The organism is Fusibacter sp. 3D3 (assembly GCF_001748365.1).
GTDB lineage: Bacteria > Bacillota > Clostridia > Peptostreptococcales > Acidaminobacteraceae > Fusibacter_A.
Genome location: NZ_BDHH01000006.1, coordinates 90361 through 107028 on the forward strand (window position 1 = coordinate 90361; position 16668 = coordinate 107028).

Here is a 16668-nt window from a genome sequence, read left to right on the forward strand (position 1 = left end):
GTTTGTCTAAAAACAGTTTATCAACTTATTATGCATTTGTAAAAGCATTTGAAATTTCATCTGGTATATAACCTTTAAATTGTGCTTTGTAAAGTCTTGCATATAAACCATCACTTTGAATGAGCTCATTGTGGCTCCCTCTTTCTGCGATTCCTGTTTCTGCCATTACTAAAATTTCATCCGCGTTTTTAATGGTAGATAATCGATGTGCTATGATAATGGTCGTTCTGTCTTTTGCCAAGATTTCGATGGAATTTTGAATGGCAAGTTCATTTTCATTATCAAGTGCTGATGTGGCTTCATCAAGGACTAAAATCGGTGGATTTTTAAGAAAAACACGCGCAATGGCAATTCTTTGTTTTTGTCCACCAGAGAGCTTCACACCTCTCTCGCCTACCATTGTGTCATAGTCCTCATCTAAGCTCATAACAAATTCATGAATATTGGCTTTTATTGCCGCCTCGGTAATCTCTTCAAAAGTAGCATCTGGCTTGCCATATGAAATGTTATCTTTGATTGTCCCATAGAACATGAAAACATCTTGTTGAACAACACCTATATTTTCTCTCAATGATTTTAGCGTAATTGACCTTATGTCTTGATCATCTATGGAAATGCGACCTTCTGTCACATCATAGAATCGTGGGATAAGCATGGATACAGTGGTTTTCCCAACGCCTGATGGGCCCACTAACGCAATCGTTTTGCCCACTTCAATCTCTAGGTTAAAGTGATTTAGAACAGCCTCACTGTTATCTTCATATTTAAAACTCACGTCCTCCAGTGAAATTTTGCCCTTCACCGCTTCAAGTGCACACGCCTCTTCAGAGTCTATGATCCCAGGTGATACATTCATGATTTCAGTAAACCGCTCAAATCCTGCCATTCCAGATTGAAATTGCTGGGTCAACTGTATCAACGCCCTTATCGGTTTTGTAAAGAAGGCTATATAAAGCAGAAACGCCACCAAATCTCCATAATTGATAAACCCTTTGAACACAAATATGCCCCCTACAACCATTGACGATAAACTCATCATGTTTAAAAAGAATTGATTGCCCGCTGTATAAGCCCCTATTGCTTTAAAAGCATCTTGCCTAGAATTCAAATGTGCGTAATTGGTTTTATGAAACTTTTCGATCTCAAAGGCTTCGTTTGCAAAAGATTTTGAAAGTCTTATCCCCGACAGACTACTCTCTAGTTGCGCATTGATATCCGCCGTCTTTTGTCTTACACTTCTAAAGGTTTTCATCATAGATTTTCTCATTAAAATTGAGAACAACACCGTCATGAGCACAAAAGAAAAAACAATCATTGTAAGTCCAAAATGGATTTGAATCAATACTATAAAACTACCAATGAGCATTACTAATGATATAAATAAGTCTTCTGGTCCATGATGGGCCAGTTCGGTTACTTCGTTTAAATCTCCAGTGAGTCTATTCATAAGTTGTCCCGTTTTATTATTATCAAAAAAAGAAAATTCTAAAGTCTGAAGATGTTTAAATAAATCGCGTCTCATATCAAATTCAATTCTAGAACCGACAACATGTCCATAGTAGCCCACAAAGTAATCTCCACCAATTTTTAGAATATATAGGATTACTATAATCATGGAAAAAATAAGGATACTTTTCATATCTTGATTCGGTATAAAATCATTGATAACAGCACGAGAAAACATTGGAAAGATGAGATCCACGATCGTCATGAGAAATGCGATAATCAAATCGAGTGCAAAAAGAAACCGATGCGGTTTGTAATACTTAATAAAATTACGAATCATGCTTTCAACCCCTTTCGGAAATGTGGTATAGTGAAAGAAAGAAATTTGAAATATATCTGCCACGAATTCTATTATAAAGGAATGGTTTTCATTTTACATTACATTATGATGACAATTCTAAATAGAGTTAGAGTCTCAATAGGTTTTTTATTATTTGAAAACGAGGTCTTTTAATTTTATGAAACAATATCCTGAAATTCATACAAAGCTCCAAAATATTAACCCCAACACGTCTGGTGTCCAGCGTGCCGCTTCTATACTCATTCCCTTAATTGAACGAGATGATGAAATTCATATTTTATTCGAGAAGAGAGCACTTCACCTAAGCAGTCAACCTGGTGAGATTTGCTTCCCAGGTGGTAAAATTGAATTACTTGAAAGGTCTTGTGAAACCGCCATTAGAGAAACCTGTGAAGAATTAAATCTAGCCGATGGTGAAGTCACACTTATTGGGCAAATCGACTCCATTCTCACGAGTTTTGATATGATTATCCACTGCTATGTTGGCAAGATTTCACGCCCTTTTGAAGCAATTCAATTCTCTAAATTTGAAGTCGATGAAATCTTTACAATTCCATTATCTAAATTAAGGACATTAACACCTCAAATATACAATATTCAAACTGTAATGCAATTGCCAGAGGATTTTCCATTTTCCAACATCCCCAATGGCAAAGATTACAACTTTAGAAATACGATATATCCTGTTGTTTTTTATCATTATGATCATTACACTATATGGGGACTAACGGCTCGAATGACGCGTAATTTTATCGATACGATCGCCGATATTGATTTGTGATAAAATTGTGGTTATAACATAAAAATGAGCTTTCACTTTGTATTCAGTGAAAGCTCATTAACTGGGTTCGGCACGTTGGGTTTGACTATATTCAGTTTTAGTGTTCTGTTCATTAAATATAAGCATTCCTCCTAACTGATTTGTTATAGCGTTAAAAAAGATATACTTAAGTTTAGTGCTTTTGGTGCCATTTTTTATTTCCTGTAGATCGTTATCTACTATGACGTCCCGACTCCCAATCTATTAAAAACCAAATGGTTTTCTTATTATTATGTTACCCACATGTATTCTATTTCAAACATTTTTTATTATTTTGTGGCTCTATGCTATAATGGAGAAAAGGAGGTTCATATGGATTTAAAAGAATTTTTACTGCCATCTCGTTCCATTGAGGTCGCCATCACTACGGAAGACGAAAACCATAAACCTGCTATATTGAGACTGAAAACAGTCATTGAAACTGGGTATGAAAATGGCTTTTTTAAGATTATCGCGCCTATGCATCACGGTCGCCTTTACAACTTTCGTGAAGATGAACTTCTAACGATTACGTTTACAACACAAAACGATCAAAAAAAAGATGCTTTTGATATAAAGTGTCGCGTCGTCTCAAGAGAACACAAGGGGGCACTATATACCATAACACTCAGATCCACATCAGAACCCCAAAAAGTTCAAAGACGTCAAGCCTTTAGAGTTAATATTTTCAATACTTACACTTTCTTATATAAGGATCAACAACAACAGCTCGTAACCAAGGATATCAGTTCAACAGGTTTGCGAGGCCTTACGACGATGCAGATGTTTAAAGAGGATACTTTTGACATTCAATTTGATGGCAACACTAAAGACCCCACTGAAATTGACCCCGAACTCTATGCTCAAAAGGTTTTCACCATCAAGTGTCGCGTCATTGATTGTATGCCTCAAGTTGAGATAAGGCGTTATATGCAACGCATACAATTTGTGGAAATGACAGCTTCGCAAAGTAAGTATCTGATTCAGTATCTCTATGCTAAACAAGCAGAGATCATCTTTACTGAAGGTAGTGATACGGATCAAAGAGCTCAAATGGATCAATATTTTAATGCACAAAATGAAAATGTACAAGTTGAAGACGCCACCACAAGGCGAATTCAACTCATTTCACTCATCTCACTATTTGTGTTCTTTTTCTCGATTGTCTTCTTACTCTATGCACAGCCAAAACCCGTTTACGGATTAGATCGTTTTTTTGATTATTATAGGGTACAAGCTTGGAATTCTACCTATTACCTTCTAGCACTTTTTTCTAGTATCACTAATATTTTTATTGGGATCTATGGCATTATACTCAATTCGACCAAAATAAAATCTCAAAAGGACCATTTCAACCGACTTTTAATCGTTACTTTGACTTTGAACTTTATTTTCATAATTGTACTTGTTTATCTCTTTACCACAGTGCCTATATTTAGCAGCAACAAAGTTTATTGATTTTTAGAATCAAAATTAATATTAGAGTGTCAAAACTCATTTCGCACGAACCCTATACCCTATGTTGTATCCGTACTTTCCGTAAACACATTATAGGGTATAGGGTTCTCAATTTTGGAATTTTGACACTTTGACCAATCATGCATGGCTATAAATGCCTTGATAAGTCCCCCTGCGTTTAAGTTCTTTATCGATTCCATTCAATACCGCTCTCTTATGCTTTATCCAATTAGGGGCAATTAAGAGCGCTTTAGGCCCATCGCCAGTGACCCTATGTACTACAATTTTGGAATCTAATCTTTCAAGAGCATCACAAACAAGCTGAATATAGGCTTCCTGTGTTAATAATTGAAATTCAGTTTCATAGTAATAGGATTCTAAGTCGCTGCCTTTTAAAACATTTAGCATATGAAACTTTACCCCAAACGGTTTCAATGAAGAGACATAGGCCACTGTGTCGAGCATTTGCGCCCGGTTCTCTCCAGGTAAGCCAAATATCACATGAAGGACTATGTTAATATGCTGCTTCATGAGTTTGCGATATATCGCCTCAAAATGCGTTAAACTATAGTGTCTCCTAATGCGCTCTGCAGTTTCCTCATGCATCGTTTGGAGACCAAGTTCCACCCAAAAGAAGCCTTTTTCACTATAGGTTGCAAAGAGATCAATCACCTCATCTGATATACAGTCAGGCCTCGTTGCCACTGCAAGTCCTAAAATAGATTCGTCTTGAGTCGCTTCTTCATAAAGACTCCTCAATGCATCAATCGATTTATAGGTGTTTGAATAATTTTGAAAATAGCTCATATATTTTGGGTTTTCCCACTTTGATTTAAGGCGCTCTTTTTGAGCAGAAATTTGTGACTTTATGTCCGAATCCGTTCGAATAAATGTGCTCACTGTATCCCCTGTGAATTCTCCTGAACCCAATTCTGAACAAAATAAGCACCCTCTCGTATCCAAACTACCATCTCTATTGGGACAAGTAAAACCACCATCCAAAGACAATTTCACCACTTTGGTTTGGCAAGTTTCTTTAAAGTAATCATTTAATGTGTAATAAGCTTTTTTCAATCGTGCTCCTTTTATTAATCAATGAGTTCCAGTTTTCTAAGTACCTCTACAAATTTATCAATGTCAATCGGTTTTACCGCATAACCTTCAGCCCCTATTTCAAATGCGCTTTTTACTTTTTCGGTTGCATTGAGAGCCGTCGTCATAATGACTTTACATTTTTTGTCTTTTGGAATCTTGCGCTCTTCTTCAAGCACCCTTATGGTCTTTAGAACGTTGACACCATCTACTTCAGGCATCATAATATCAAGACAGATCAAATCATAGTGTTGACCTTCATCAAGTGACATAATAAATACTTCCAGAGCTTCTATGCCATCAACAGTAACATCGCATTCTCCATAATTTGATAAAAACTTATACAAAAAAGTACGACTTACATAATCATCCTCTGCAATCAAAATTCTCATAGTGTCCACCCTTCCATCTCTTCTAATAATTTTAGATAATAGTTTTCAAAAACTTCTATTTCTTCTCTTCTCAAAGCCAGTTCCATTTTGAGCATAAGTCTTTTTAACACTTTATTATGACTAACTGTCTTTTTAAGTGATGCAAGTTGAGTTTCAGCTTCTATTAACTCCCCTTTGTTAATACTATAAATCACTTCGTTTAGCATTTTCTTGAGTTCAATGAGCTCAATTGCGACGTTGTCATTTTCTGAACTTTTTATCCTATTAAGAATATCACGTGCTGAAGTCTCAGATTCTAAATCTAGTTTACCATGCTTCATTATCATTTCAAAGAACAGCTTTACATCAATGGGCTTAGCAAGGTAGTCATCAAACCCCTCATTGATCATTTTTTGACGGTCATCCTTCAAAGCGTATGCTGTCAAAGCAATAATGGGGATCACCCTATTCTCGAGCGCTTGCATTTCTCTAATTTTTTTTGTAGCATCAATGCCATTCATATTTGGCATCTGAATGTCCATAATAACCAAATCATATGCATCAGCATCATACCTCTTGATACATTCTATGCCATCCTCAGCTATATCAACACGATGGCCCTGAAGATTTAACAACTTTTCAACCACTATTTGATTTATCTTATCATCTTCAGCCACAAGAATTTTGAGTTTCTTATTGACAACAGGGATAACAAGCTCTTTCTTTTGAGGATCTTTCACGACTTCTTCTGTCAACATAAAGGGTAGCACAAGTTTAAAAGCGGAGCCTTGGTTAACTTCTGAAACTACAGATAAATTACCTTTCATGAGTTTTGCCATACTCTTTGAAATTGTGAGTCCTAATCCAGTCCCACCGTATTTACGTGTAGCACTTGAATCCGCTTGATTAAAACTTTCAAATATTTTTTCTTGATTGGCTTTTGAAATGCCTATACCGCTGTCAATCACTTCAAAACGAGCTTCAATGAGTTGTTCACTCTTCTCAACATGTGAGACTTTGAGCTTTACAAAACCATTTTCAGTGAATTTAATAGCATTGTAGATCAAATTGTTGAGAATTTGGCCTAGCTTGTGTTCGTCACCAATCACATAATCGGGTATATCATAACTTATTTCTAATATGAACTCAATATTTTTCTCAATCGCTTGAATTTTAAGCGGTTGAACATGTTGTTGTACAAATCTTTTCAGATTAAATATGCGCTCTTCAACAATCATTTTGCCTGCTTCTATTTTAGAAAAATCAAGAACGCTGTTTATAATTTTAAGAAGTGAAATAGCGCTTTCCTTAACCATTTCCAAATTGGCTCTCTGTTGTTTATCCAGTGTACTCATTAGCGTCAATTCAGTCATCCCAATAATCCCATTCATGGGTGTTCTAATCTCATGACTCATATTTGCTAAAAACATGCTCTTTGCCTTGTTCGCCTCATCGGCCAAAAGCTTTGAAGTTTTAAGTTCCTCACGGTATTTAACTTGCTCTGTGGAATCTCTCAAAACAAATACATAAGCAATTTGATCATTAAAATTGATGACATTCCCAACAGTTTGAAGCCATTTCAAGTTTCCCTCTTTAGTTCTAATTCTAAATTCAATTTTATCTCTATTGATAAATTCCAAATTAACGCCATTTTCTATGGTATCGCTTTCCAGATCTTCAACATAGACAAACTTTCTAAAATCTTGATTTAACACTTCATCGATCTCATATCCTGTCAGCAATTTAACAGAAGGAGAAACATAAGTAATTAAATTACGGATATCTATTTGAATAATTGTATCCAACATGCTGTCGGTTAACAATCTTAGGTTGCGTTCACTCTCCACTAAATCCCTTGACATCTTCTTATAATCCGTAATATCTTGAAGCGCAATAATGATATGCAAATTGTTATCTACAATCGCAGGTGATGCATTTAACCGCAAACAGCGGTTATCGTTTTTATTTTCATCTGGATTTTTATACATAATTTCCATACCCCTGACGATCATCTTTTTCTCTAAAACCCGTTTCAGTGTGCGCTCAATGAGACAGTCCTCACAGTTCAAACACACGGGGTTATCTACATCCGTATGGTATGTGCACAAAAAAAGCTGAATAAAATTCTTGTTAATAAGATCTTTCAATGTTAAATCAAAGATTTTAACGATTTCTTGATTGAGTTTGGTAATTCTAAATTGATCGTCGACAATGGCAAGCCCCACAGTCGTATTTTCAAAGATGGCTTCCAATTTGGCTTTTTCATACTCTAAATGCTTTTCAGTTTCTTTCTTCGTCGTAATGTCACTTAACATAATGACATAGTTTGTTGTATTGCCACGGTCATCTCTAACCGCTTGCATTTGCAAACTTTCCCAATAACTTTCCCCACTACTGTTTTTAAGCATAATCTCTGTATTCCATTTTGAACGGTAATCAATATAGAAATTAACCATTTCTTCAAAATCGGATTCTCTCCTAGAAATCAGCAAATCTAAGGCATTTTTGCCCGTAAGAACATCCTCTTTCTCAAAATACTTATTTAAAAAATAAGGATTGCAATACTCAATAGCCCAAGATACGTCCGTTATGATCATAGAATTGTTACTTTGTTCAACCAAGCTTGAAAATTTTAAAAGTTTCTCCTCAGCCCTAAATACTCTGTCCATATCTCTGAAAATAATGACATATCCTGTAATCGTATTTTTCTCATCATAAGATGCGGAAATACTTGCAGATATGTATTTATGAGAATCCTCTTCAAGTTTTAAAAGCGTATCTTTTGGTAGCCCAATGGCCTGCTGGTCTTTTTTTAATGCCTCCAAGGGTAGAAAAATACGCTCGTGCGTCAATCGATTTACAATTTCAAACACTTGATCAATGGGTTCACCTATTAGAGCCTTTTTCTCTCTTTCAAGAATATCACATGCTTTATGATTTACAAACGTAACGGTCTGCATTTCATTTGCAATAAGGATCCCCTCACCGGCTACCTCTAATATTTTTATCAAATCTAAACGATCAATATGATCCATGTTATCACCTTCTTTTTTTAACCTATTCTTCTATCCTATTCTTAACCACTCTCTGGTAATTTAAACAAACATTTCGGCAGTTTAAAATTAATCCGCAATAAAATCACTTAACTTTTACATAAAAACAAAAGAGCTCTATCCAAAAGTTTGAATCTCTTTTGGATAGAGCTCTTTTTAAGGCTGTATCTTCTTTTTTCTATAAGTTCAAAATCTCAACACTTCTCTCTAATATGCCGTTAAAATAAGCAAGTGCCAAGCCATAATTTGTAATATAGACCTTTTGGTTTTCGCACAAATCGATTCTCGTCTGCATACTTTTTCGATTCATCATGCAAGCGCCACAATGAATGATCAGATCAAAAGCATTGGGATTCTCAGGGAAATCATGTCCCATAGAAAATGTGATCTCAACTTGATCTGAAATTTTATTTCGGATCAAGTTGGGAATTTTAACACGACCGATATCCTCATGTGAATGATTATGTGTGCAACTTTCAGAAATTAGAATTTTAGCATTGGGTTTTAATGCTTTAAAGGCATCAACCCCCTCAATCAAACTTTTTATATCCCCCTTTTGACGTGCGAAAAGAATAGAAAAACTGGTCAGCTTAATATGCTCTGGCACAATTTTACTGACTGCTCCAAAAGCTTGAGAATCGGTTACAACGAGGTCCACTTTGGGGAGTTCTTTCAAAGCTACTTCGAGTTCTGTATCTCTTACGACATAACTTTTTATACCGTGATCTAAACAATCTCTAATAAGCTGCACTTGAGGTAGAATAATTCTACCTTTAGGCGCTTCAGAATCAATCGGAACAACCAATACAACGGTACTGCCATAAGGCAAAAGATCGCCCACAATAACAGGTTCTTCTTCAATTTTTGTCAATTGGCTCATCAACTTTTGATTGAGCTCATGAATATCTGTCATCACTTGTGTTGAAACAAAAGTGACATCACCAAAATTCGAACGAATCGCTTGTTTCTGAATCTCATTTAATAAATCCGCTTTATTCACAACACACATAAACGGGATTCCATATTTTTTAAAAGTGCCCGTCATTGCCTTGTATTCTTGAACATCTGGAGCAGCTCCATCCACAAGATAAATCGCAAAATCCGTTCTACTCAGCATTTTTTTAGATTTTTCAACTCTTAAGTCTCCGAGTAAGCCTTCATCATCAAGTCCAGCTGTATCTATAAATACAACTGGCCCAAAAGGTATAAGCTCCATTGCTTTAAATACAGGATCGGTTGTTGTGCCTTCTACTTCAGATACAACTGCAATATCTTGACCTATAATGGCATTGAAAAGGGATGATTTTCCTGCATTCCTATTGCCATAAATGCCTATATGAAAGCGATTTGCATGAGGTGTTTTATTCATTATACCCTCCCTAATTTATAAGAAAATGTCTCTTTTACCTTCAGATAAATCTTTAAGACCTTGTATAACAACTTGTTTGGTTTCAGGTTTTTTGATTTTTTCAACTTCTTTTGCAATAAAATGATCTGCCATTTCTTTAAGCTCCTCATCTCCAAAATCAAGTGCGTATTCCTTTAATGTCATCAATGCATTCGGCTGACATACATGTTGAATCTCGCCCGTCTTTGCAAGTTTCATAAAACGATCCCCAGTCCGTCCCATTCTATAGCAAGAAGTACAATAACTTGGAATAAAACCATCTTTAATCAGACCTTTTATGACTTCCATTGGGGATCTTTCATCCGAAATTGCAAACTGTTTTATATCATGATTGCCTTCTTCTTCCTCTTTATAGCCACCAACACCCGTACACGAACCTGCACTGAGTTGTGATATCCCATGGTAGAGCAATTCATTTCTAATCACTTCGGTTTCTCTGGTGGACAAAATCAAGCCCGTAAAGGGCACTGCAATTCGAAGTATTGCGACGATCTTTTTAAAAGTCGCATCGTCAATTAACGCATTGAAATCTACCATTTCCATGCCTTCAGCTTTTTTGATGCGAGGTACAGAAATTGTATGGAAGCCAACGCCATAATGGTCTTCAAGATGCTTGTTATGCATCATTAGAGCCAATACTTCGAATTTATAATCCGCAAGGCCGAACAAGACGCCTGCACCGACATCGTCCACGCCACCTTGCATTGAACGGTCAAAGGCTGTTAAGTGATATTCATAATCGCCTTTGATACACTTTGGATGCATATCTTCATAAGTGGGTTTATGATACGTTTCTTGGAACAATATATAAGTGCCAATATCCGCTGCTTTCAGCTTTATATAATTTTCAACTGTTGTTGAAGCAATATTCACGTTGATACGTCTAATATTGCTCTTTTCACTTGCCTCACTATAGATCGTCTTCATTGCATTCAATATATAATCAATATCACAATTAACGGGATCTTCACCAGCTTCAAGTGCAATTCTCTTATGCCCCATTTTTTCTAGGATTCGAACTTCAGCTCTGATTTCTTCTTCCGAAAGCTTTCTTCTAGCAAACTTATTTTCACGCTTATAACCACAATATTTACAATTGTTCACACAATAGTCACTCACATATAGCGGTGCAAAAATAACCACTCGATTACCATAGATTTCGCTTTTGATCTTCTCAGCAATTTTGTAGATTTGTGACACATGCTCTTCTGATTCAGCTTGTAGTAAGATCGCAATTTCTTCATAAGTCAAGCCCTTTTTATCTGCAGCTCTTCTAATGACATTTTGAATATCTTCATGAGTTGCATTTTTTGCATTTTCTAAAATTTGACCGATCTGTTCATGATTGATGAAGTTTGCTTCCGTGTAATTATGATCGTTGTACTTCATAAGTTTGCCTCCATTTTCAATGTAAATTATGCATCAACTGACTTTTTCGAAATAGAAGTTTTGACTGAAACATTTTTAAGATTTCCAAGTTTGCCAGTGAGACCATTGATCTCATCCATCTCGCCAATCACTATGATGGTAATCACGGATATACCATACTGATCAAAGGGGATTCCCGTCCTACCTCTGACAATTTCTTTAAACTCCGAAACGATTTCATTAAATCTACTTTGAACGCCTTGTGCATCTTCTAGTATTGCGCTAATAACAGCGACTTTCTTTGTCATTTTTACCTCCCGATATCCTATTTATCATTGTCTGTCAAAACTCCGTTTTCCCCGACACGTCCTCGTCTAACCGCAAAGCGCAGGCTGAACATTCCCGCTCTTTGCTGGACGAAGACTAATGATCACTATAAAAAAACCTTCTCAAAGAGAAGGTCTATCACAACAAAAGGTTTCACAAGTTCTCGTTCAACCCTTGGTCGAGCGAAAAATAATGAAATTGATCATGATGGATTACTTCCTTTCAGATTAGATACTCTGCTCTGTTAGGTCGGTAAAAATTGTTAGACAAAACTCACAAGCTATTGCAAATGCTCACGAATTTTGAATCTGTTTGTTAATATCTTATCAATCATTTTTAAAACTGTCAAGTCCTTATATTCATGATTTAAAATTTTATAATCTGCACTTGATTTCTGCCCACACGTTTTGAGCCATATAAAGCAATATCCGCATTTTTGAGCAGTAAGTCTTCATTGGTATCGTCATTATAATGTTCAAATATAGCCACACCAATACTTATGGTCACTCTCTTATCAATACCAGCTTCCTTATGGGGTATATTGAGCTCATTGACACCCTTTAAAATCTGATGCGCAAGGCCTTTTACATTTTCATAGTTTGCATTTGGCAAGATCACAAGGAACTCATCACCTCCAAATCTATAGATATAAGGTGTCGCCGTTGAGGATTCTCTAAAAATAATACTTGAAATCAATTTGATGACTACATCGCCTTCTAAATGACCATATTTGTCATTGTATTCTTTGAAAAAATCGATATCACACAAAATGGTCGCAATCTCAGATTGCTCTGTCCTAATTGTATTTAATATTTTTTTTACATCTTCATTGAGTGCATTTCGGTTGAGCAAACCGCTAAGACCATCTCTTCTGGAAATCTGTTCAAGTGTCTTATTTAAAGATTTCATTTGCTCACTTTTAAGTGCATTTGTGATTGCAATTGAGATGTAAGAAGAAAAGACCCTTATCATTTCAAGCTCATAATGATCAAACCCATTCTGTTCATATTTTTGCAGAGAAAAGACACCAATAACCGCGTTATCATTGATCAGCGGGACATAAAACACAGTTTCATAAGGGACGGTGATTCCTGGAAAATTCACATCTAAAGCTTCAAAGTCATCCAACTTTAATTGCGTATTCAGACCGGTGTAGATCTCTTTCCCATTTCTTATGGTCCACGCAGCAAGACTGCTTTTATTGGAAACATTAATATCATAAGTTAAGGTTATTTCCCCTGCATGATACATGGTTCGTCTTGTTATTAATGCGTTCTCCTTGTCGTGTAAACCAATCACGATGGCATCACAAGCAACAAAACTTTTAAGTTTTTGAATAATGAGTTTTATTAAAGCCTCATAATCTTGTTCTTTTGAAATATCTTTTGAAACTTCATGTATAAACCTCATATTCTCGAAAAGTTTTTCGTTATTTGCTCTTATTTTTTCATTCAACTCAATTTCAGTTTTTTCAGTTAATTGGTAGATACTTGCCTCATAAAGGTTGCGCATCATTTTTTCATCATAGTGCACAAGTTTGCGATAGTTTTCAAATCCAATATCATACAGTTTAAGTTCTTCAGTCAAGTGACAACAAGTCTTCAAAGCTTCTCTTAAAATTTCATGATCCTCTATCTTTTCAGAATTTTCGACGACTTTTTGGCACAGTTCAAATGCTTCTGCCAATCTTCCTGTTCTAGAAAGCTGCTTGACACGTTCGTAGCTGACATCGTTTAAACCCGCAGCATCTTGTTCGGCTTCAAATAATGCTTCGGCTCTATTGAGTTCTTTTTCAGCCTCTGTGTAATGCTCTTGAATTCTAAGGTATTTGCTCCGCACAATATGGTACAACCCCTCAAGGTTCTTTTGGGATTTAAGACACTCCGCCATCATTTCTAAGTACCACGACACCTCTTCCAGTTGTTTTTGATCTAACGACTGATCAATGATGTTATAGGCGACTAAATACTGCGATTTAATGTTGAATTCCTTTCTTGCAAGTTCAAATGCTTCTTTATAGTAATAAATTGCCTTATCTTTCATCCCCATTGAATTGTAAACCGTTGCAATATTGTTGATTAAAGTACTTCTGTAATTGATTTTTTGATCCTTATGCTCTGTTAGTCGTAGCCCTTGGTGATAATAATCAAGGGCTAATGCAAATCTGCCTAATTGGTTGTGAACATTACCCAATATATTAATGATTTTAAGATTTAAATCTTGATCTTCCAAATTATGAGCCAGATTTATTGCTTTTATCGCAGTATCATGAGCCAGATTAATATTGCCAGCAAACAATAATTCTAGTGCATAATTGGCTAAAGTTCTCGCTTTTAAATAATCATCCGTAATTTGATCCAAATCCTGTAAAAGACAGCTCAATGAATTAAGTTTTACTTTATGAGTAATTCGATCCTCATTTTCTACCTCATTATTTATTCGATTACACATATCAACAATAGAATTGTAAGTCAGCGTCAATATTTTTCACCCCCAAAATATTGTATTATTGTAACATATTCTTGTGTATTTGAATAGCATTTTCCTATCACTATTTGTGCTTTGGATTAATGAAACCACCCTCTAATAACAGTTGTGAAATTTCCTTTTTATCAAGGGGTTGACTGAATAAATAGCCTTGAATCATTTCAACATTTAACGTTTTTAAATAATCCAATTGTGGCATTTCCTCAACACCTTCAACGACGATTTCAAAATTCATATGATGTGCCATATCTACAATTGAATCTATCAAGTTATACTCTTGACTTTCAAAATCCATCTCAAGCAAGAAATCTTTATCAATTTTCAATTTATCTATTTCTAAACGCCTAAGATAGTTTAGAGAAGAATATCCTTTTCCAAAGTCATCCAGAGCAATTTTCACTCCCAATGCTTTCGCTTCTAAAATGATGCCATTCGCTAGATTAATGTCCTCAATTAAACAAGTCTCAGTAATCTCGAGACATATTTTCGAAGGATTTACATTTAGAGTGATCATTGTGTCGTGAATATATTTAATAAAATCTGGCGATGTAAACCAAATCGGCGACGTATTTATGGACACAAAAAAGTCCTCTTCAAAAATTTCTTCCCACAGCATGAGCATACGACAACTTTTTTCAAAGACCCATTTATCAATTTCCTCAACGATTCCAAGCTTTTCAGCAATCGCTATAAAAATTTCAGGTGAAACGTGATGTTCATTTTTTCTTTTCCATCTCACCAGCGCTTCAACACCTTTTATTTTAAAAGTGTAGGGATCGACCACGGGTTGATAAACGACAAAGATCTCATTATTTTTAAGTGCCATTTTTAAGTCACTTTCAAGCTGTAATTGTTTTTGGTAAACATCTTTTAGCCTTTGAGAATAGAAAATCACAGTCTGATTTGACTGACTTTGACTGGCAATTTCAATATTGTTAATGAGTTCATCACCACTCCGACCATGCTCTGGGTATCTTGCAGCAACAATTTTAAGTTCAATTTCATTGTTTGGAAGCAACTTTTTCATAGAGTCTTGAAGCTTCTGAATTTGTTTTATGACACCATATTCATCATTTAAAGAAGATAGCGCCGCAAATGTATAATCAGCAGTTCTGTACACTGCCTCAAAGCCAAAGGCAGTCTTTATTTGGGTCATAAACGTGCTCAAGAACATCTGTATATTTTCATTACTTAACTGTTCAACAATTTCTCTGTCATTTTTTAAATGTATGGATACCAAACTAATGTGGTCACTTTCATCAGCCGTACTCAACAGCGTATTTAAATCTTTTTCTAGCAAATAGATATTCCCAACCCCAGTAATTGTATCAAAATACCCCATTTCTGCTATAAAATTTTCTCTTTCATTCAAGAGTAACTTTAATGATTTGTATGCATTCATGATCGTATCAATTTCAGAAATACCGGTTTCCTCAATGTTAAAATGATTGTGATCCGACTTGTTTTCGATAATCTGATTATTTAGGACTGTTATTTTATGAATCAGACCTTTGTAGATCAACTTGTAATAGATCAAAAATGTCAGCAATATTAATAGGCCTATAATCAACACGATATAGAGCAGCATCTTATCTCGCATTTTTGAAAGTTTGAAATTTTCATACGTGATGGTTCGGAGTAACAAAGGATGTTCTAACCACATTTTTTGATCTAAAGTCGCCAGTTCAAACACATCCATAGCATCAGCACGCTTAATCACAATCCGATTGCCCACTTCTAAAGCTGAAATACCGCTCTGTTCTTTCACCTGCTCAAGTTCATCGGGGCTTAAAAAAGTCACTTTGAATTGTGTATCAATATCTATATATTCACTACTATCATTTAAAAGATATGGATACAACGACTCATAAACGGCTACTGGGTAATGCCTCAACATCACTTGTATCAAATCATGCACTTGAATGATATGTATCTCTGTTTTCTCAAAATATTGTTGTGAAACTATTTTGATTTTATGATCTACAGGATTTACATAATATCCAAATGTGTTTGAAATGGTCTCCATGGATAAATGATCAAGATTTTGTTCGAGTAACATCACAATTGACTTTGCTTCTTTTAAAGTCCCTGTTGATTCAATAAGCTCAAGTTCTTTGTCAAACAGATAAAGTTGTTCCGCTGATAGGGTTTCTTTAAGAACACCAAGTCTATATTTTGTTAAATCTATATCCATATTTTCTTCTATCGTATTCCACTTTTGTATTTCACCACTGGCAAGCGTGAGTATGATATTTAATCTGTCGAAAGTGTGGTCAATATAGGCCATATCTCTTTCAAACAGCGCCTCTTCAATTGCAGATACGAACAAGGTCTGCCCCCTCATATTAAGAGCTGCCCCTAGAATGGAAACAAGTAATAATAATACGACCATCTTAAAAAGAATAGACTTCATCTTAACCACTCCTAAAAAAAGCAATGCCAAATCTTGACATTGCTTTTTATACCCACTATCTCAAAAAATAATGATTAAATACGAT

The 16668-nt window shown here is 35.5% G+C and carries 11 protein-coding genes; 2 read left to right on the plus strand and 9 right to left on the minus strand.

Features of this window, described 5'->3' with window-relative positions; translation table 11 throughout:
• Nucleotides 1-28 precede the first annotated feature (28 nt).
• The gene (locus F3D3_RS08835; protein ID WP_069873113.1) at nt 29-1786 is read right to left on the minus strand and encodes an ABC transporter ATP-binding protein; all 1758 of its coding nucleotides are present in this window, start codon (nt 1784-1786) and stop codon (nt 29-31) included.
• A 178-nt stretch (nt 1787-1964) separates the two neighbouring features.
• On the opposite strand from F3D3_RS08835, the gene F3D3_RS08840 reads away from it, so the two are divergent.
• Complete coding sequence (locus F3D3_RS08840; protein ID WP_069873115.1) at nt 1965-2588, plus strand: CoA pyrophosphatase; 624 nt, start codon at nt 1965-1967, stop codon at nt 2586-2588.
• A gap of 351 nt (nt 2589-2939) precedes the next feature.
• Entirely contained in the window at nt 2940-4064 is a 1125-nt protein-coding gene (locus tag F3D3_RS08845; RefSeq protein WP_069873117.1) for a PilZ domain-containing protein, read from the plus strand.
• Nucleotides 4065-4202: 138 nt separating this feature from the next.
• Here F3D3_RS08845 and F3D3_RS08850 read toward each other — a convergent pair whose 3' ends face one another.
• The 8 genes from F3D3_RS08850 to F3D3_RS08885 all read right to left on the minus strand — a co-directional run bounded on the left by F3D3_RS08850 (nt 4203) and on the right by F3D3_RS08885 (nt 16583).
• The gene (locus tag F3D3_RS08850; protein WP_069873119.1) at nt 4203-5138 is read right to left on the minus strand and encodes a TIGR01212 family radical SAM protein; all 936 of its coding nucleotides are present in this window, start codon (nt 5136-5138) and stop codon (nt 4203-4205) included.
• Nucleotides 5139-5152: 14 nt separating this feature from the next.
• A complete protein-coding gene (locus F3D3_RS08855) occupies nt 5153-5548 on the minus strand; it encodes a response regulator (RefSeq protein WP_069873120.1) in 396 nt (131 codons plus the stop codon).
• Nucleotides 5545-8562: a PAS domain S-box protein gene (locus tag F3D3_RS08860; RefSeq protein WP_069873122.1), complete on the minus strand. Its 3018-nt coding sequence runs from the start codon at nt 8560-8562 to the stop codon at nt 5545-5547. The genes F3D3_RS08855 and F3D3_RS08860 overlap by 4 nt, the downstream gene beginning before the upstream one ends.
• A 196-nt stretch (nt 8563-8758) precedes the next feature.
• On the minus strand, nt 8759-9949 hold the full coding sequence (hydF, locus tag F3D3_RS08865) for a [FeFe] hydrogenase H-cluster maturation GTPase HydF (protein WP_069873124.1): 1191 nt from the start codon (nt 9947-9949) through the stop codon (nt 8759-8761).
• 15 nt (nt 9950-9964) lie between these two features.
• Nucleotides 9965-11377 (minus strand): [FeFe] hydrogenase H-cluster radical SAM maturase HydG, encoded by a 1413-nt coding sequence (hydG, locus tag F3D3_RS08870; RefSeq protein WP_069873126.1) that lies wholly within the window; start codon nt 11375-11377, stop codon nt 9965-9967.
• A 26-nt stretch (nt 11378-11403) separates the two neighbouring features.
• Complete coding sequence (locus tag F3D3_RS08875; RefSeq protein ID WP_069873128.1) at nt 11404-11664, minus strand: TM1266 family iron-only hydrogenase system putative regulator; 261 nt, start codon at nt 11662-11664, stop codon at nt 11404-11406.
• A 385-nt stretch (nt 11665-12049) separates the two neighbouring features.
• Nucleotides 12050-14134: a GGDEF domain-containing protein gene (locus F3D3_RS08880; RefSeq protein WP_175438330.1), complete on the minus strand. Its 2085-nt coding sequence runs from the start codon at nt 14132-14134 to the stop codon at nt 12050-12052.
• 100 nt (nt 14135-14234) lie between these two features.
• Nucleotides 14235-16583, minus strand: coding sequence for a GGDEF domain-containing phosphodiesterase (locus tag F3D3_RS08885; protein ID WP_069873132.1), 2349 nt, complete (start codon nt 16581-16583; stop codon nt 14235-14237).
• Between the last annotated feature and the right edge of the window lie 85 nt (nt 16584-16668).